The following is an 18,108-nucleotide window of genomic DNA, read 5'->3' as shown; positions in this document are numbered from 1 at the left end:
GCGCTCCAGGTCTGGAAGGGGGCGCTAGGCTCGGGGGACCGGGCGAAGGTCATAGAGAAACAGAATCAGCGGTATGCTCGGAGTGGATCCGATTTATCCTACTCAGCGCTGCACCTCGGCCAATTGGGGCACATAGCGGTCGGCGCGTTTTCTCGCGAACCAGAAGGACCAGACGGTTAAAGTCCCCAGGAGGCCCAATGCCAATCCAGCGAAGGTCATAACCAGTCGATAGCTCAACCCTCCCACCTTGGCGGCGTGAAGTGGGTAAAGCATGTTGTAGATCTTCACAGTCCGAGACAGAAGAGAGGCATCCTGCGCTTTTACCAGGCGACCATCATCTGCCGCGAACCACAAGGTTGTGCGCCCGTTTGGCAACCATTCGTTCCGCCCTTTCATCCGCAAGGTGATGAGGCCGCTGCTTTGCCGGGGCAGGGACAGGCTGCGTATTTCGGCGTCAGGAAAGCGCGCCCTAGCCTCCACGATAACAGCACGCCAGTCATGCCTTGCCGCCAATGGAACGGGCGGATGGGAAGGCGGCTTGAGACTGGCATCGATCTGCGCGGGTGCGGCGGGTCCCAGGATGAGGCCCGCCATGGGACGGAAGACCAGAATGCCCCCTGTCAGCAGCGCCAGCGTCAACAGCGGCGCCGCGACGACGCCCAAATCACGATGATGGCGCAGGATCGCCGGTCGGCTCACCCGCTTGGGCAGAATGCGGAACTCGAACGTCTTGCGCGTGCGGGTCCACAGGATGACGCCTGAGATGACGAAGAACAGCCCGGCAATCGCAGCGACGCCAATCACCGTTTCGCCCGCATCACCCGCAAACAGATGATGATGCAGATCGAACAGCCAGAGTTCTGGTCGCTCCCACTGGCTACTCCAGCGTGTGACCATATTGCCTGCCTGATCGGTATAGGCGCCGGAACCGTCCGGGTAGCGCAACCGGTTGAGGCCGAAATTCTGCCCTGCGAAGGTGACCATCTCCGGCCGGGTCGCGGAATCGGCCATGATCCTTTCGACCGTTGCCGCGATGGCGGTCGTGTCTTGCACTTGCACGTCCGACGCATGCGGCAGCAGCACCCATGCATCCTTGTGCACCAGCAAGGCGCCCGAAAACCCCAACACCGCCAGAATGAGGCCGATCAATCCGCCGATCCAGCGGTGCAGGAGGTCAAGCGTCTTCAAAAACCATAATCCCAACTCAGCGTGAAGGTGCGGCCGCGTCCCGCGAAAAAGGCGAGGTTGTCAGTCGGAAGCCGCGTGTCGCTGCTATAGTCGATGTAGAATTTGTCGAACAGGTTCTGCACGCTCAGCCGCACCCCGCCGAAGTCCGTCTGGTAACGGATGCTGGCGTCGGTAATGTGATAGCCCCCGAAATCATTTTCGCCGAGCTTGAGGGGATGCAACGGATTGGCATCGTCGGCCGCCCTCGCAAGACCTTGGAAACGACGCGACAGGTAGAACTGCGTCTGCACGATCGCCGACACCGGCCCGCGATTATAGGTTGCCGACAGGTTGACGCGATCAGGCGAGATATTCACGCCGTCGAGGTCAGTATCCACCTTCCCGTCGGCATTATTGTCGTAACGTCCGTCGATATGGGCATAGCCGATGCCGAGCTTCAGCCCTTCTATGGGTGTCTCGCTGCGCAGATTGACCTCAATACCCTGTATTTCGATGCGCTGGCGTTGCACGTCGAAATTGCGGCCAAGGCCGGGGACCAGAAGCTGGCCCTTGTCGCTCGACGACCAGAAATAGGTAACCGATGCATCGACAGGCCCGCGCTTCACTTCCACGCCAATCTCGCGGTTGTTCGACACGATAGGTTCGATGGCGAGGTAGCTGTCGATATCGACGCCCGACAGATTGATCGACCGGGCGATGCGGCCGACATCGGGCGCGGTATAGCCCTCGGCATAGCTCGCATAGGCGCGGATGCCGTCCCACGGCTCGATGATGACCCCGCCGTTCAGCAGCAGATCGTCGAATTTGGGCTTGCCACCAGCGACCGCGACACCGCCATAGGTCGAAACGCCGCAAGGGGTGCCCACCGGCAGGCTGGCCGAGCAGGCGACAAAGGTCGTCGATGCCAGCGTGCGATAATCGTCGATCTTGATCTGGACATTTTCCCACCGCGCACCGCCCGCGACGCGTACCAGGCCGTCGAACAGCTTGAGATTGGCCTGCGCGAAGGGTGCCAGGCTGCGGAACTCGGCCGGCGGCACCCAGACGCGGTTGGTGGCTATCAGCCGCTGCTCGGTCTTGTCCCACAGCGCGTCGAAGCCGAGCGTCGCGGTCAGCGCTTCGAAGCCCGGCATTGCGCGTTCGTAGCTGAACTTCGCGCCGATCTTGCGGGAGCGGTTTTGCGACTGGTCGAACAGCGTGTTGACGGTCGCGATGGCGGGGTCCTGGAACGTCGGGATCGGCGCAACTTCGCCGCCGAACGTGTCACGGGAGCGGTTGAAGAAGATCTGGCTGACGAAATTGCCGCCCAGCAGATCGCTGTCGGTGTAGGACAGGGCGACGCTCTCGGTGCGATTGGCGGCCGGTTCGCCTGGAGGCGTGCCCCGCGCGGCGCTGGTCGGCAGGCCGGTGGTGCGGTTACCGGGGACGGCAACGAAATCGCCTTCGCCCTTCAGTTCAAAGCGGCTGGCGATCAAGTCGATGCGACCGGTCGCGGAGACGGCATAGCCAAGGCGCGCGAAGAGATTGTTGGTCCGGGAATCCTGCGTTTCCCCCTGTGTCAGGTTCAGGCCGACGCGCCGGCCCTGCCCGTCGTAGAACACGCCGCGCTTTTCGTAGGTGGCGCCGATCGTCGCGTCGAAATCGCCGGCCTTGTATTGGAACAGGCCGCCAGCCTTCCAACCGAATCCGTCGGAGTGGAAGTTGTTGTCGGCGGTGCCCTGTAACAGCGCCCGGCCGCCAAAGCCCTCCTGCGTGGGTGCGCCGACCGTCACCTGGTTGACGATGCCACCCGTGCCACCGATGCCCTGCAGCGCGTTCGATCCGTAGATCAGCTCGACCCGGTCAACAAAGAATCCGTCGATGGTAAACCCGTCGCGGGCGCCGTCGCGCAATGGCGTCGATTGCGGGATGCCGTTGATCGCATAAAGCGGCGAGCGACCGCGGAGGGTTTCACCCGCGCCCGAGAGCTTCTGGCGGGTGGGCGAGAAGGACGGGGTCAGCGTCGCGATCGCGTCGGTCACCGAACCGGAAATTGCGAGCTGCTGGTCGAGTTTTTCCTTGTCCACGACATCGATCGTCAGGGGTAGCGCGTTGACGGGCAGGATGCTGCGAGCGGCCGTGACGATGATCGCTCCTTCGGCCACCGCCTCAGCGGGCACGGATTGCGCGTGGACCGAAGTGGTAAGCAGGATTGCAGTGGTGGAAAGCAGAGTCGGAATCGCCGAACGCATGAAGGAGCCCCTTTTTGCTGGCCGCTCGCTAGCGAAAGAATTGTACTAATGCAAGTCACTCGCAACTGGAGCGAGGTCGCCCAAACCAAGCGCCGCCAAGGGCGTGATCGCGGCGGATCGTTCCCGGAAGCCGTTGAGACGATGCTGAAAGTCGTTTCGCTTATGTCAAAAAAGGATTGATATACAGTGATATAGCTGCGTCGCGTTCCGGAAGGGTTAGTCGGCGGCGGCAGCTCTTTTGCCCATGAAAGGAGAAACCAGCGAAGCGGTAAATCTGCCACAGAAACAACAGGGGTCGCATCATGAAAAAATCATCGTTCTCCCGCCCGCTTTCGGGCGCTCTGTTCGCATGTCTTTTTGTGGTCTGTGTAAGCGCCTGGGCCATAACCTCAAACGCAGGCTTTCAGCGTTCCGATTATGAAGCGCTGCCACCGGCTCAAGCGGGTAGCAAACATGCTTCAGACGACGAGTTCAACACATTGGCATTCATGCGCGCTCCCATAGACAGCGCAATGGCTCAGCAACTTGCCAGCGCTGACCCTAGCGCCGCAACTTTCTCCTTATCGACCGATGCAGGGGATTTTGCTGGCTTCGACTTCGCCAATGGCACCCGATACCCGGAGCAGGCTATCGCATCGGTTGGCCCGGCCACTTATCAGCCAGGTGCTACCGTCGCCTATGTCCCGATCTCTCTTGACCGGCCGACGCCGAACACGGTCATCGCGCGGGTCATGACGGAGGATGGCACTGGCCTTGTGAGAGGCGTTGCTGGGGTTAACTACCAGGCCATCTATAAATCCGTCATCTTCCGTCCTGGCGATCCGCTCACCAAAACGGTCGAGGTGCCGATCATCCTGGGGATTCCGCAGGCTGATTTTATCGTCAGGTTTGTCGAGGCGCCGTGGGGAGGCAAAATGGGCACCGACCGGGCCTATGTGCAGTGCGATTTTCTGAAGGAGGCCACACCCGCACAGACGGCAGGGCGAGAAGCGCGAACGTTCACGCCAAGCGGTACGCTCCAATGGCGGATGAGCCGGGAAACGCTGAAATGGTCGGACGCGGGACATGACAAGGCTTGGTCAACCAAGCTGCCAAACGGCCGCTCGCAGCCTGGCAATCAGGAAACCGGGATCTATCTCGATGGCTGGGTGTACCGTGACGCGGGGATCGAGGCGCCCCTGCGTTACACGGACGAAGGGCTTGTCATGCATAGCCAGAAGTTGAAACAGCCGCTGGAGTGGGATGGGGTTGCCTATGACTACGGCGCGGTTGTTCTGAGCGGTCACAACACCAAGCCGGTGCAGATCGGCCACGGTCAATATGAATTCACTGCCAAGATGCCCGACAGGCGCGGTTCATGGCCGGCGTTCTGGCTCATCTCCACAGCCGGATGGCCGCCAGAAATAGACATTTACGAGGGCTTCGGCTTTGAGAGTTGGTGGGATTTTGATCGGTATACCGCCAATACTCTGCACGGCGGCGCCAATATCACGCGGACCTTCCAGCAGGGCATATTCATGAACACTGACGAGGTTTATGGCATCGGGGGTTTTACGAAGGGGTTCCACAGTTTTGCCGTGGATATCCAGCCCGATTACATAACCTGGTTCATAGACGGCAAAGAGACTTATCAGGCGGTCAATCCCTTTGCCGGATTCCGCTGGTATCCAATCATGAATGTCGCGGTAAAAACCACCAGCGATTATACCGACGGCTCAGGTGACATGATCGTCAAGGACATCAAGATCTATTCCAATTGACGGGATCAAGCGCGGTCCTCGATCGGAAGGCCGGAACCACCGAACATCAGTGCGCCGCCAGTTGCATGGGCGGCGCCGGGACGGATCGCCTATCGAAGTTCATCCTGAGCGGTCGTTCCGCAGTCGGCCAGCCGATGCCATTGAGTGCCTGCCAAACGACGTTGCCTTGCACGAGTTTTCAGAGAATCGGGCGTCGATGATTCTGAGTTTTGACGGAATTGTGACTCGCACGCGTGCCGAAAGTCGTCAAAAATGCGAAGCTGCTCTAATCCCGCCAAAAAAGCTCTGCCTTCCGTCAAAGACGGAAGGTGGCGCGTGGAAACCCCTTTTCGATGAACTCGGTCGCCAGATTTTGGAGGCTGGGTGGCATGCGCGCATGTCCAGCCCGCAAGGGTGCCCCTTCGCTCATCGCAGCGTAAGGAATATTATGTAACGTCAACTTCGTTCTGCAATCTATAAAGTTCGAACAGCGTGCTGCCCAACCGCTCAAAATCCGCCATGTTATATGAGCAGGCGAATACAAACGCCTACCTGACAACACCGCCGCCTATCAAGGCAGCGCTGCCGCACGCAAACGGAACGCTGCGCCGCCGCCATCCTTGCGACGGAGGCGAAGCTGCAATAAGTGTTGGATACGGAACATGACGTGCCGGGCACTCGCCCCCTCAGCCGAGCCGAGGGAGAAGCAGGAGGCCGGTCGTTTGCGCTGCGAGGAGAGCCCATGAGCACAACGGAACGTCTGTCGTTCGCAAGCCATGTTGCGGCTGATCATATCCAGGCGCTGCTGGAAAAGGCCCACAGCCTCGACATCGACACTACCGCTCTTCTCCGTCAGTGCAAATTATCCTTCGACCTTGCCCATCTCAAGGACGCCAGCGTTTCAGGCCTGCCCCTTCACCAGTTCGTCAAACTTCGGCAGATCTGCATCGTGGCGATCCGAGCCAAACTCGTATCCCCCCAGCGCCCGGCTATGCAGCTCCACGAATTTCAGCTTATGTGCCACGCCGTCATCAGCAGCACGGTCCTGAACGAAGCCATCGAACGTATCCTCACCTTCAGCACAATGGCCGCGGACCGTTTCGGCTCGGCGGGACTGAGCGTGGAAGGCGACGAAGCCTGTTTCCAAATCGGGCTGGGGCCGCTCGAACAATGCTGGGAAGAATTTTTTTCGGTCAACGCGCTGATGCTGTTCAGCGGGCTGTTCGGCTGGCTGATCGGCGAACCGCTCCGCTGCACCTATATGGTGCGTCATCACGCCACCCGCGAGAGCGATGCGCTGTCCAGTACGTTCAACATCAGGCCCCGCCATGACGCCTCTGCTAACGCCATCCTGTTCCCCGCTTGCCAACTCAAACTACCGATCGTCCGCTCCAATATGCAACTCCATGACTTCCTGAAGGGCTTTCCGGACAATCTGATCGTCACGGAAAGCGTGGAGGCGGATCTGGGGGAACGGATCGCGGCCATCTATCGCTCTGCCCTGCATCGTGGCCAGCATGTTCCCACAACCGGCGAGCTGGCGCGCGCGCTGGGCGTGAGCGAGGCGACCTTGCGGCGCCGACTGGTCCACGAGAACGGCGCCTTTCAAGATATCAAGGACCAGGTGCGCACGGAGATCGCGCAAGAATTCCTGGCGACCGGCCAGGCGAGCATCGATCGCATTGCCTATCAACTCGACTATTCCTCCAGCCGCGCCTTTGCGCGTGCCTTCCAGCGCTGCACCGGCCTGTCTCCGACCATGTTCCGCAAGCGCGCCACTAGCGGTAAGGCCGCCCCGGCGGCAGAGGCCCGCTGACCCAGCGCCCTAGAGCGCGCTGCGTTTAATCGGACGCAGGTCGCGCGCTCTAGTTTTCTGTTATCGCATCCTTTTAAGCGCAAACCGGTTCCCACTTTTGCGCACGATGCTCTAGCCGAGCAGCGCCCCATAGGCCCGTGCCCGGTCCTCGATCTGGAGCGCGCGCGCGGCGGCATTGATGCGCGGCGTGCCATCCGGCAGATGTTCGGCCAGCGCGTCCAGTTTGACGCGAAACACTTCCAGGGCCGGAGGGGGTCTATCTCCCCAATCCGGGCCGAGACCGACCCAGCGGACCAGCACCGCGCCTTCGTGAAGTCCGTCGGGGTTAACCCAATTATGAACTCCCGGATCGCCATGGCTGAGGATGAAGACGAAACGCCCGTCGGGGTTGGACCTCGCCATTGTAGTGCCAAGCGAAACCGGGCGGCGGACAGATTCGCCGACGCCGCCCCAGAAATTGCTGACCGTCACCGAGGCGAAGGCCGCGATCCCTCTTTCGACGATGAAGACCAGCGCCTCGTCGTCAGCGATGAGGAAACGGCCGGCCGAGTAGGCCTGACCCACGGGAAATGCAGCCTCTGTATGCACCTTGGGTGTTACAAATTCATTGGCGGGCTTCCCTGCCAGATCGCGAGCAGCGGCGATCATGTCATCGGCCTGCTTGCGCAGATGCGCCTCAACGCTTTGCGCCATCGCATCCAACCCGAGTTCCGGCCGCGAAGGCGGAGGTCCAAGACGGCGGACACCCAGCTGCACCGGACGCTGGCGCCAGGCATCGGCGATGATGTCGCGCACCAGCAGTTGATAGCCGCCGCCTGCCGAGGATAGGTGATTGGCTCTTCCGTCGGCTGGCAGTGCGTCGATATGGAGGGTGAAACTGCCATCCGACCGCACCTCAAGTTCGTGCAGTGAGATGTTCTTAAGGTAGACCTCCCCCCTGGTCAGCAGCGAAATTTCCAGGGCGATGGGGTCGGCCGCTCCTTCCGGGAAGCGCCCGCTCACCTCATAGCGCGACTCCTCGTCGATGATCATGAATCGATAAATATAGTCGGGATTGGGATGGCCGAAACGGGTCGACGCAACGCTCGTTCCGTCCAGTTCGTGCGCCGAGCGCCCAAAGGCGTGTATGCGCGGATAGAGCGGATCATGATTGGCCGCGGTCATCAGCCCGCACTGAACCGCGCGCGCATACTCCGCGTCGAACCGCGCCAGTTGCTCGGGACTGGCGGCGACGGCGTTGCGCCAATAGTCGCCGATGCGCTCGCAGATCGCGTGCACGTCCGCCCGCGCCGCCAATGCCAGCGTACGCCGCTCGATCTCAATCTGATCTTCGGTCGCCAAAGGTGATGCCGCGATTTCTACCATCTTGCGCATTCCTGTGCTTGAAAGTCGCCCTGTTCTGACAGGAAGCGGCGCGCAGTGCAGGCGAGAAACGACTGTGGAGCCTTTTATCCCTTAGTTCGACGCCTTTTGTCCTTCCGTGGCGCTGGACGCTGGGCGCTACGCCGATACCTTTACTTCAAAAGGGCGGCCGTCGCCCGCGACCTGGAGAGACACTGATGGCATTGAAAGAAGATGAGGGTCTTCTCAAACGTCGGGCCGCCTGGCAGCTGCCGCCGCGCCCGCAATGGGCAAGCGATCTCAACGCTCTGGGTAGCAAGCTGGACATTGGCGGCATCGTCCCCCTCGACGAAAATTCGCTGGTCGATGCGGCGCGTCGCAACACCGGCCTCGATGATTTCGAGGAAGATGGCTGGCGGGAACATTTCCGTCTGCTGCTGAAGTCAATCGACGAAGATGCCGCGCTGAATTTCGTCGGCCGCATCCTGACCCGGTCCGACATATTGGGCTATCTCGAGGCGCGGCTGCGCGTCGTCGATGCCTATAAGCGGCATCCCGAAATCGATCAGGAAGTGGTCAAGGAGCCTGTCTTCATTCTGGGTTTCGGCCGCTCGGGCACCACCATCCTGCACGAGACGTTGTCGCAGGATCCGCAGTTCCGGTCGGTTCAGCGCTGGGAAGCCCTCTTCCCTGACGGGCGTCCCGACGCGGACCAGGCGGAGATCAATCACTGGATCGCCAAGGCGCAGGACCGGGTCGATTTTGTCCATGCGCTTAGCCCTGAATGGAAGAGCATGCATGCCTGGGGCGGCGACCTGCCGGTAGAGGATATCGAGTTCACCTATCTCGCCTTCTTCTCCGAAGTCTGGGCGACGGCAATGAACGTCCAAAGCTACGAAAGCTATTTTAACAGCCAGGATCCGGCCTACCATTTCCACTGGCACACGAAGGTGCTGAAGCTTTTGCAGTGGGGGCATCCCAAGCGACATTGGCTGCTCAAGAATCCGACGCATATGCCGCGCATCCCGCAGTTGCTGAAGGCTTATCCAGACGCCAAGATCATCCTGCCGCACCGCGATCCTATCGCCTCGTCCGATTCGGTCACCAACGTCGGCGGGACCATCTTCTCCTGGCGAACCGATGACATCTACGGCAGCAAGTCCACAGGCCGCGAATGGGCGGCGCTCGATGGCCGGATCAAGATGTGGGACGACGTCATCAACTGGATCGAAGACGGCACGTTGCGCGAAGGCAATTATGCCAATTCCGTCTACACCCAGTTCATGGAGGCGCCGGAAGATGCCATTCGAGAGATCTATTCGTCGCTTCGTCTGGAACTGACACCTGAGGCAACGGACCGCATGCTAACGTTCCTGAAAAGCCGTCACGGCCAATCACATGGCAATAGTTCCAAATATAAGAAGTCGCAAACCGATGACCCAGTCATCCAAGCCGAGCGCGCCAATTATGCACGCTATCAAAGCTATTTCAATGTTCCCAACGAAATATGATATTACAACTATTATGACAGACGGCAAAGCCGCGCGGAGGAATATAAGGAGGGGAGAATAAGATGAGAAGACTCAAGTTACTCGCGTCAGGTGTTGCGCTGGCGGCACTCGTTCCGCAGACCGTGTATGCCCAGGCGCCCGCCGCGCCCAGGGACGACAGTTCCGGGCGGAACGACAAAGTCGCTGACATCATCGTGACTGCGCAGAAGCGGGAACAGAATCTGCAGGATGTTCCGATCGCCGTGTCAGCGATCGGCACCGAGCAGATACAGAACAACCGTATAGAGACAGTCAACGACATTTCATCCTTCGCGCCGAACGTCATTGCCCTTCCGCAAATCGGCGGCAACCAGATCGCTAGCTTCTCGATCCGCGGCGTCCTGGCATCCAACACCGCTCCGGAATCGGACAATCCGGTCTCCATCTATGTCGATGGGGTGTATCTCGGTCGCGCGGTCGGCGCCCAGTTCGACTTCGCCGACATAGAACGGATCGAGGTGCTGCGCGGGCCGCAAGGCACCCTGTTCGGCCGCAACTCGACGGGCGGCGCGATCAGCGTCCTTACTTCAAACCCTACCGGCAAGCTGGGCGGCTATATCCAGGGTTCGCTCGGCAATTACGACCTGCGTCGGTTCAAGGTCCGGCTCGACACGCCCGAATGGAACGGCTTCAGCGCCCAGTTCAACTTCTATAAGAAGAAGCGGGACGGCGATGTGCGCAACCTAGGCGCCGGCACGACTTGGGACTTCACAGACGCGACCAACGGGCGGCGCACAGTTTATCGAGCCGCCGATACACTTGGCGCGGAGGACACCACGGCCTTTCGCGCCGCGCTGCGCTACAATCCCAACAGCGACATCGACATCAGCTACAAATATGATCGCACGCTCAACAAGGGCTCGCCGGGTGCCACCGCCTCCATCCTGCCCCCCGCACAGAGCCAGGGCACGGTCAATTTCCTCAATGGGCTGTTCGGGCGGGGCACCGTCAGCGGCGATTTCACCGAGTACGACAAACGACCGAAGGCGGTGAACAACTGGTTCACCTCCAACTCGCACCAACTCGTGCAGGGCCATACGCTGACGGCCACCTTTGCCCTGTCGGACACGGTCACGGTCAAGAACATCGCAGCGCTGCGCAAGCAGAAGGGCAATTCGATCAACCAACTGGACGGCCTTGGCGGCCTGATCGACGACGACACAGGCGATCCGCTGCTGGCCGTGGCCCTCGCCAGCGAGACTGACTTCAAGCAAGTCACCGAAGAACTACAACTCAACGTTTCGACTAACTCGCTTGAGATGGTAGGAGGACTGTTCTACTTTAACGAAAAGCTGGTCAGTGGCGGTCCTGGCATTCCCCAGGTATTCTTCTTCCAGACCGTTCCAAACTTCGTGATCTCGGCGCCATCGGTACCGGACAACCGCTTCCAGTCGACTTCCTATGCGATGTTTGCCCAGGCCACGCTCCACCTCACCGACAAGCTTGACGTCACTCTGGGTGGACGTGAGACTTTTGATCGCAAGGTCGCGGTCTATAACAACGGCCCGATTCTGGGCAATTTCCATTATCGAAAACAGCGGTTCAACTATCTGGCCAACGTGACCTATCGTCCTAATGCGGACGTGATGGTCTATGCATCGACGTCGACCGGCTATCTCTCGGGCGGCACAAGCAACGGCACACCCTTTTCGCCGGAAGAAGTGACAAATTACGAAATTGGCGCTAAGATGGATCTGCTCGATCGGCGTCTTCGCGTGAACGCCGCAGCTTTTTATCTAGACTATCGCGGATTGCAGTTCACAGTATTCCCGTCTGGTTCTGCAATTATTCTTAATGCTGGCAAGTCACGTACTTGGGGTGCGGAAGTCGAGGCGACCGTCATTCCTTTTGACGGATTGACCCTGACCGGCAATTTTGGCTACACTAACTTTAAGTACTTGGAGTTGGACCCATCCGTAGGCGACCCCCGCACCTTCCTTGAGGCCTATCGTCCGAAATGGACTGCCTCGCTGGCAGCGACCTACACCCTCCCAACAATGAGCAACGGTGCCGCCCTTTCATTCGGGGCAGATACGCAGGCAGCGGCGAAACAGTTTACCGCCGTCGACCCGGCCTTCAGGGACCAGGCGCAGGCGCCCGAACGCTGGCTGGTCAATGCCCGCGCCACGCTGACCGATCTGCCGATCGGTAGCCTGAAGGCAACAGTCCAGGCCTGGGGCAAGAACCTCACCAACAACCGATCGATCACCTTCAGCGGCAATGTGGGACCGACGCTGGCGGGCTATTTCCTGCCGGCACGCACCTATGGCGTGGACTTGACGTTGAAGTTCTGACGTCCTTGAACAAGGGCTGGAGAGAGCGCGGCTTTCTCCAGCCACTATTGGGGGGAGAGCCGACTCGGCCCAAATGGCCGGGTCGGCTTACGTTCGAGCGAATGTAGGCGGGTCGGGGCGGAAATTATACCAATCTGCATTGATCACGACCCACGTGCCCATTTGCGCCGTCCGATCGTCATGATGGGCGTGACACCCATGAATACGCCCCCAACGTTCAGGGCGGGCAACGATATCGCGCATTGTCGGGATGAACGATGTGGCCGGTCGCTTCTAGACCGAAAAGGTCAACATCGTTAGGGCAAGATGATCCAAAAACTGGAACAATCAGTTGCAAGACAATCATTTTAGGATCTCGCGACGCTCCGCGTTGCAGTTGGCAGCAGCATCCACAGCGCTGTCTATGACAGGTATGACCTATGCTTCTACTCCCCTACAGGAGTTCGCCGCAGGGCTTCGAGACCAGCCTTTCGATCGAGGATGGACGTTCTTTCGCGGAGATATGGCCGAAGCCTCAACCCCTATCTTCAACAATTCCGGCTGGCGACGCCTTGTCCTGCCGCACGACTGGAGCATTGAGGATTTGGAGCCTCAGGAACCGTCCGTCAACGCGGTGATCCGGGATGTCGATACTGCGCCGATCTGGGCTCCCGTCAAGGACGCACCGAGGATGATCGGTCCTTTTGAGGGTGCGCCGCCGCCGCTGCTAATTGCGGCTACGCGAAGCGCAGGAGGAAGGCATACGGGCTATACTGTGGGGGGCGTGGGTTGGTATCGTAAGCGTTTCTCCCTCCCCGTTCTGCCCGCTGATGCTCATATTGAGCTGGTATTCGACGGAATTTACGGGACTGCTGAGTTCTGGCTCAACGGCGAGCATATCGCTTCCAACGTCTATGGTTATTCGCCCATCGCACTCGATTTGACGCCGCATATCCGTGCGACGGGCGACAATGTTCTGGCTGTGCGAGTTTCCAATTTGGGAAGTAACAGCCGATGGTATTCCGGGTCCGGCATTTACCGCGCGGTTCGCCTCAATGTCACGCGCGCCTCTCGCTTCAGTCGCTGGGGAGTGCGCGTCACCACGCCGGAGATCAATGCCGACCGTGCTGCCGTTGCCGTTCGAGCGCTCGTCGAGAACATAAAACCGGGCTCGACTATCGCTGTGGCGCTGCGTGACGCCAGCGGACGTGTAGTCGCTCGGGGCGAAGCTCCCGCTACCGCCGAAACTACCTTGTCGATGGAGATTTCCAGACCGCGCACATGGTCGCCTGATAGGCCTGCCTTGTACAAGGCAGAATGCACGCTTCACGAGGCAGGGGGCATGGTAGATCGGATGGCTACCACCTTTGGCGTGCGCCAGATCGAGATAGACGTCGAGCGCGGACTTTTGATCAATGGCACGCCCACCAAGCTACGGGGCGGCTGCATCCATCATGACAATGGATTGATCGGCGCGGTCGCGATCGACAGGGCGGAAGAACGCAAGATCGAACTGCTCAAGGCACGAGGTTTCAATGCGATCAGGACATCCCACAACCCGCCGTCGTCGAGCTTTCTCGACGCCTGCGACCGATTGGGTATGCTTGTCGTCGAGGAAGCATTCGACAGCTGGACCATTCCCAAGATCCCGGATGATTATCACGTCTATTTCCAGGAGCATTGGCGCCGCGACCTGAGCGCGTTCGTAGAACGTGATGCCAATCACCCCAGCGTCATCATCTGGAGCATCGGGAACGAAATACCGGAGAAATATCGGCCCCTGGGCGTCGATATTGCCCGCCAGATGGTAGAGGAAATCCGCCAACTTGATCCCACCCGCCCGATCACCGCCGGTATCAACGGATGGAATGGGGCGGCCGTGACCCGGAGCGACGGAACGCCTGACCAAGCGGCTACCCAGTTCCTGGATATCGCAGGGTACAACTATAATTACGTCGCCTATGAGAAGGAACATTCCCAATATCCGGGACGCCTATTTCTAGGCACCGAGAGCTTCCCCAAAGACGTGGCAGCGATTTGGAGCACGATCAATCGCGTTCCTTATGCACTCGGCGACTTCGTCTGGACCGCGATGGATTACTATGGCGAGTCTGGCGTCGGGATGTCGGCCTTGGAAGAAACTGACCCCTTCCAGTCCAAATATCCTTGGGTTAACGCCTTTTGCGGCGACATCGACCTTATTGGCCAGCAAAAGCCGCAATCCTTGTTGCGGGATGTTGTCTGGGGAATCAGCCCGATCGAGATAAGCGTCATTCGGCCTCTGCCGGAAGGCAAGAAGGCATTCCATTCCAATTGGGGCTGGGGCGATGAGCTTCAAAGCTGGACCTGGCCCGGCCATGAGAACAAATCCATCGACGTGAGGGTATTCAGCCGGGGGGACCGCGTCGTCTTCACCCTCAATGGAAAGACTGTCGGTGAGCGGTCGATGGTGGAGGCGGACGGCCCAGAGGTTCGGTTCACGTTGCCCTATACGCCTGGAAAACTCGTAGCATCGGCTTACAAGGGCAAGACCCTCATCGGCCGCCGCACGCTGGAGACAGCCGGGCCGGCGGCGGCGTTGCGTCTTGACATTGATCGGGCTCGCATCAGCACGAGCCCGAACGATCTCGCCTACGTCACCATAAGCGTTGTTGACGCCCACGGTCGGATTTTGCCCGACGATGCGCGCGTGCTTCAGGCGGTGCTCAACGGGCCGGTGGAACTCGCCGGGTTCGGCAATGCCAACCCTCGTGGCGTGGCAAGTCTACAGCAACCCATCGCCAAGACGTGGCACGGGCGAGCGCTGGCCATCGTGCGACCGACAGGAGCAATGGCAATCGCATCAATCACAGTCCGCTCGGAGGGCCTCGCGCCGGCGGTCGCTCGACTAGCCATTGTTTAAGCCCGTCAGCCAAGGTGGATAGCGAAAGATATAACTCTAGGGATTTTGAAAAACGCTCTTAGGCTCTCTGTCTGTTGCAGCAAAATGAGTCTGGGAGTGGACTGTGACCGGTGGCGTGAGAGCTGCAGGGCGCTGGACTTGCGACCGTGTTGCGCCGGTCTAGAGGTCCGGGTCGAACGGCACTATACCATGCTGGGCAAGCCTACTCAGAACGCGTTCGTCGAAAGCTTCAACGGGCGGATGCGCGAGGAACTGCTCACGAGGCGCTGTTTATGAGCATGAGGTACGCCCGCGAAAAGATCACCGTATGGGCCGATAACTACAACACCGGCAGGCCGCACTCTTCGCTCAGATATGCCACTCCGGCGGCGTTCGCCGCCGAACTGAATAAGCAATGGCCTACTTCGCTACGCCCTACGGGTTCCGCACCGCAGGCCATTGCTTATCGATGTATTGATGAAGGTCGAAGGCATTGTCGATCTTGGGAAGACGGCTATCTGGTGTCGCTTCCTGTTCGATGAGCAGGACAGATCGTGAAAAACAGCGGGATTTGTGACGCTGGCTATTGGTTAAAATGCGGCCGGGATCGCGCAGGATCCCGGCCCGAGGTGAGGGTCGCAAAAGCGATCTCTCGAACTTTAGATTTCGGGACGGACATTCCCCATCAAAATTCGAAGCCGACCTCCACGCCATAGGTGCGCGGGCGCTGGAAGACGCCGAGGATCACGGTGCCCAGATCGACCTGGGTGTCGAGCTTCTTGTTGTTCGTGATGTTCTGCCCGAAGACGGCGACATGCGCCTTGCCGCTGCCCATCGGGAAATTCATCAGTCCCGCCCTGGCATTCAGGTCGAAACGCGCTGGCAGCTGCCCCGGATTGCGGGGCGTACCTTGAAGATCGATGCCGCGCTTGTCCTTGTAGGTGCCGTCGAGCCGCATCTGCCAGTAGGAGCCGTTGTTTGCCGCAGGCGTGTCATATTGCACATTGACGTTCGCGCTCCATTTCGGCGCCAGTATCGGCGAGGCGATGCCGGTCGTCGGGCTGAGCGAAAGCTTCTGATCCATATAGCCGACATTGCCGCCCAGGGTCAGGCCGGAGACCGGAACGACGGTCAGTTCCACTTCGGCGCCGTTCTCCCGCCCCTTGGGCAGAGAATCCATGTAGAAGCCACGAACGGCATCAAACTGGATCGTCTGGATATTCCTGCGCTTGGTGTGGAACAGAGCGGCATTCAGACGGACCGCATTGTCAAATAGATCGCCCTTGAAGCCGATTTCATAGCTGTCGATAGTCTCCTTGGGGAAAGGATTGCCCGCGATGATGCCCCCGGACAGATAGCCGGTCGCAAAGCGCGCATAAGCCCGGACCCTGGGTTGGAAGATATAGGTCGCCGTGGCATCGAAGTCCCAATTGTCGCCCGACGATCTGAAAGTTCCGGCCGGAAACACCGCAGGGATCAGGCCAGCGGCGATCACTGTCTCGCGGCGGTTGTCCTTGGTGTAGCGGATGCCGCCCGCCAGTTCGAACTGCTCGGTCTTGTAGGAAAGATGGGCGTAACCGGCGGTCGAGCGGTTCCGAACTCTCGAGTTGGCGCCCAGATAATAGTCGCCCGGCAGGCCAAAGGCTTCCACGACATTACCATCGCCGCCGACCACGTTCGGAACGATGGGCGAGGTCGGATAAAGGACGCCTAGGAAGACCGGGTTATCGTCGGAGCCGCTTTCGGTGAAATACATGCCGCCCAGGACGAAATCGAAATTGCCGAGCTTGCCGAGCAGCTGCGCTTCCTCGCTGAACTGACGCTGCCTGCGGACCTGAAGGGCGTTGAACAGAGACAGGGGCACGCCGGTCAGGCTCGGATCGAGAACGCTGCCGTCCAGCGCCGCGCCGTCAATGTCGTTGCCAGTCGCCTTTTCGCGGAAGCGGCGGAAGGCCGTGATGCTCTTGAAGGTGATGTCGGGCGTCAGATCATAGGATGCGGTGACGCTGTGCCCGTACACCCGCAGGCGGGTGGGTGTCGTGATATCCAGCGGTATGGCGTTGAGGCGCTTCAGGCTGGGGGGGGTGAACAATCCTGGCGCCGCATAGAAGGCGCCCCCGCCGAAGGTCGGGTTGAAAGCGATGAGTTGCTGGGCGTAGGTTGAGTTCACCTTGTCGGTGAAGTCAAAATTATAGTCGATCACCAGATCATTGAAGTCGAGACGGGCCGCCAAGCCAGCCGCATCGGTATTGTCGAAGCCAAAGTCCTTGACCGACTTGATGGTGCCGAATGGCTCGGCGAATGTGTATGTCCTTCCGGCCGCCAGATTGCGGACATAGCCCCGGTTTTCGTTATGTAGGTAGGTCACCCTCGCCGAGAGCGGTCCGACCGCTGGCAAATCGAGAGCGATGCGGAAGTTGCGGGCATCGTAATTGCCTACCTGTCCCTCGGTCCGGAGGTGGAATTCCCCTGTAGGCGCGCGGGTGATGAAGTTGATCGCGCCGCCGGTGGAATTGCGACCGAACAGGGTGCCCTGCGGTCCACGCAGCACTTCGATGCGCTCGATGTCGGCAAGGTCGAAGGACGAAGCCGCCGGACGGCCCAGATAGACACCGTTGATGTAGAGTCCGATGCCTGCATCGGTCTGGAATTTGAGCGAACCGGTCGAAATGCCGCGCAAGTAGAATGTCGCCGAGTTCGATGTCCCTAGCTGCTTTTCCGTCACCAGGTTCGGCACCCCACGACCGAGATCGCCAAAGTTCCGAATATCGAGCGCACGGATATCATCCCCTTCCAGCGCTGAAACGGCGACCGGCACGTCCTGCAGACGCTCCTGCGACCGGCGGGCGGTCACGATGATGTCCTGTACGCCGGTTCGTTTGGCAGCGCTGTCTTCGGCAGCCTGATCGACCTGGGCATGGGCGGTCGAAACAGTCATCATAAAGGCCACAGCGGCGATGCTCGACGTCGAGTGCAATTTCATCATTACCTCCCATTTTTCGCGGACGTCCCAAATGGCGCCTGCTTTTTTCTTTGGATGCCGCCCGCGGCAGCCGGACTGGTATCCGTCCCAACTATGCACGCAACAT

9 protein-coding genes and 1 pseudogene are annotated in these 18,108 nt (G+C 59.7%); 6 read left to right on the top strand and 4 right to left on the bottom strand.

Annotation, left to right across the window (positions count from 1 at the left end):
* Nucleotides 1-102: 102 nt before the first annotated feature.
* On the bottom strand, nt 103-1,188 hold the full coding sequence (locus ACZ5U1_RS08830) for a PepSY-associated TM helix domain-containing protein (protein WP_464778092.1): 1,086 nt from the start codon (nt 1,186-1,188) through the stop codon (nt 103-105).
* The gene (locus ACZ5U1_RS08825; protein ID WP_464778091.1) at nt 1,185-3,419 is read right to left on the bottom strand and encodes a TonB-dependent receptor; all 2,235 of its coding nucleotides are present in this window, start codon (nt 3,417-3,419) and stop codon (nt 1,185-1,187) included. The genes ACZ5U1_RS08830 and ACZ5U1_RS08825 overlap by 4 nt, the downstream gene beginning before the upstream one ends.
* Before the next feature lie 302 nt (nt 3,420-3,721).
* Between ACZ5U1_RS08825 and ACZ5U1_RS08820 the strand changes: the two genes are divergently transcribed.
* Together ACZ5U1_RS08820 and ACZ5U1_RS08815 are read left to right on the top strand one after the other, a co-directional pair.
* The gene (locus ACZ5U1_RS08820; protein WP_464778090.1) at nt 3,722-5,179 is read left to right on the top strand and encodes a family 16 glycosylhydrolase; all 1,458 of its coding nucleotides are present in this window, start codon (nt 3,722-3,724) and stop codon (nt 5,177-5,179) included.
* A 721-nt stretch (nt 5,180-5,900) separates the two neighbouring features.
* Nucleotides 5,901-6,974 carry a helix-turn-helix domain-containing protein gene (locus ACZ5U1_RS08815; protein ID WP_464778089.1) on the top strand — a complete coding sequence of 358 codons (1,074 nt, stop codon included), beginning with the start codon at nt 5,901-5,903 and terminating at the stop codon, nt 6,972-6,974.
* A 111-nt stretch (nt 6,975-7,085) separates the two neighbouring features.
* Here ACZ5U1_RS08815 and ACZ5U1_RS08810 read toward each other — a convergent pair whose 3' ends face one another.
* Complete coding sequence (locus ACZ5U1_RS08810) at nt 7,086-8,339, bottom strand: hypothetical protein (RefSeq protein ID WP_464778088.1); 1,254 nt, start codon at nt 8,337-8,339, stop codon at nt 7,086-7,088.
* A 194-nt stretch (nt 8,340-8,533) separates the two neighbouring features.
* On the opposite strand from ACZ5U1_RS08810, the gene ACZ5U1_RS08805 reads away from it, so the two are divergent.
* From ACZ5U1_RS08805 to ACZ5U1_RS08790, 4 genes and pseudogenes are all read left to right on the top strand, one after another.
* Nucleotides 8,534-9,826 carry a sulfotransferase family protein gene (locus tag ACZ5U1_RS08805; protein WP_464778087.1) on the top strand — a complete coding sequence of 431 codons (1,293 nt, stop codon included), beginning with the start codon at nt 8,534-8,536 and terminating at the stop codon, nt 9,824-9,826.
* A gap of 62 nt (nt 9,827-9,888) precedes the next feature.
* On the top strand, nt 9,889-12,159 hold the full coding sequence (locus tag ACZ5U1_RS08800; protein ID WP_464778086.1) for a TonB-dependent receptor: 2,271 nt from the start codon (nt 9,889-9,891) through the stop codon (nt 12,157-12,159).
* 502 nt (nt 12,160-12,661) lie between these two features.
* A complete protein-coding gene (locus tag ACZ5U1_RS08795) occupies nt 12,662-15,040 on the top strand; it encodes a glycoside hydrolase family 2 TIM barrel-domain containing protein (RefSeq protein WP_464778085.1) in 2,379 nt (792 codons plus the stop codon).
* A gap of 162 nt (nt 15,041-15,202) precedes the next feature.
* Nucleotides 15,203-15,561 (top strand): annotated as a pseudogene (locus tag ACZ5U1_RS08790) (integrase core domain-containing protein); the annotation flags it as partial.
* Nucleotides 15,562-15,704: 143 nt separating this feature from the next.
* Here ACZ5U1_RS08790 and ACZ5U1_RS08785 read toward each other — a convergent pair.
* Complete coding sequence (locus tag ACZ5U1_RS08785; protein WP_464778084.1) at nt 15,705-18,005, bottom strand: TonB-dependent receptor; 2,301 nt, start codon at nt 18,003-18,005, stop codon at nt 15,705-15,707.
* Nucleotides 18,006-18,108 lie beyond the last annotated feature (103 nt).

This window comes from Sphingobium sp. TomTYG72 (assembly GCF_055394715.1).
This window is presented reverse-complemented; position numbering and strand designations above follow the sequence as displayed.

Bases quoted from the DNA above. Each gene is read 5' to 3' on its own strand.
- ACZ5U1_RS08820 (WP_464778090.1), top strand. From the start codon at position 3,722: ATGAAAAAATCATCGTTCTCCCGCCCGCTTTCGGGCGCTCTGTTCGCA.
- ACZ5U1_RS08810 (WP_464778088.1), bottom strand. From the start codon at position 8,339: ATGGTAGAAATCGCGGCATCACCTTTGGCGACCGAAGATCAGATTGAG.
- ACZ5U1_RS08795 (WP_464778085.1), top strand. From the start codon at position 12,662: ATGGCCGAAGCCTCAACCCCTATCTTCAACAATTCCGGCTGGCGACGC.
- ACZ5U1_RS08800 (WP_464778086.1), top strand. From the start codon at position 9,889: ATGAGAAGACTCAAGTTACTCGCGTCAGGTGTTGCGCTGGCGGCACTC.
- ACZ5U1_RS08805 (WP_464778087.1), top strand. From the start codon at position 8,534: ATGGCATTGAAAGAAGATGAGGGTCTTCTCAAACGTCGGGCCGCCTGG.
- ACZ5U1_RS08815 (WP_464778089.1), top strand. From the start codon at position 5,901: ATGAGCACAACGGAACGTCTGTCGTTCGCAAGCCATGTTGCGGCTGAT.
- ACZ5U1_RS08825 (WP_464778091.1), bottom strand. From the start codon at position 3,419: ATGCGTTCGGCGATTCCGACTCTGCTTTCCACCACTGCAATCCTGCTT.
- ACZ5U1_RS08785 (WP_464778084.1), bottom strand. From the start codon at position 18,005: ATGATGAAATTGCACTCGACGTCGAGCATCGCCGCTGTGGCCTTTATG.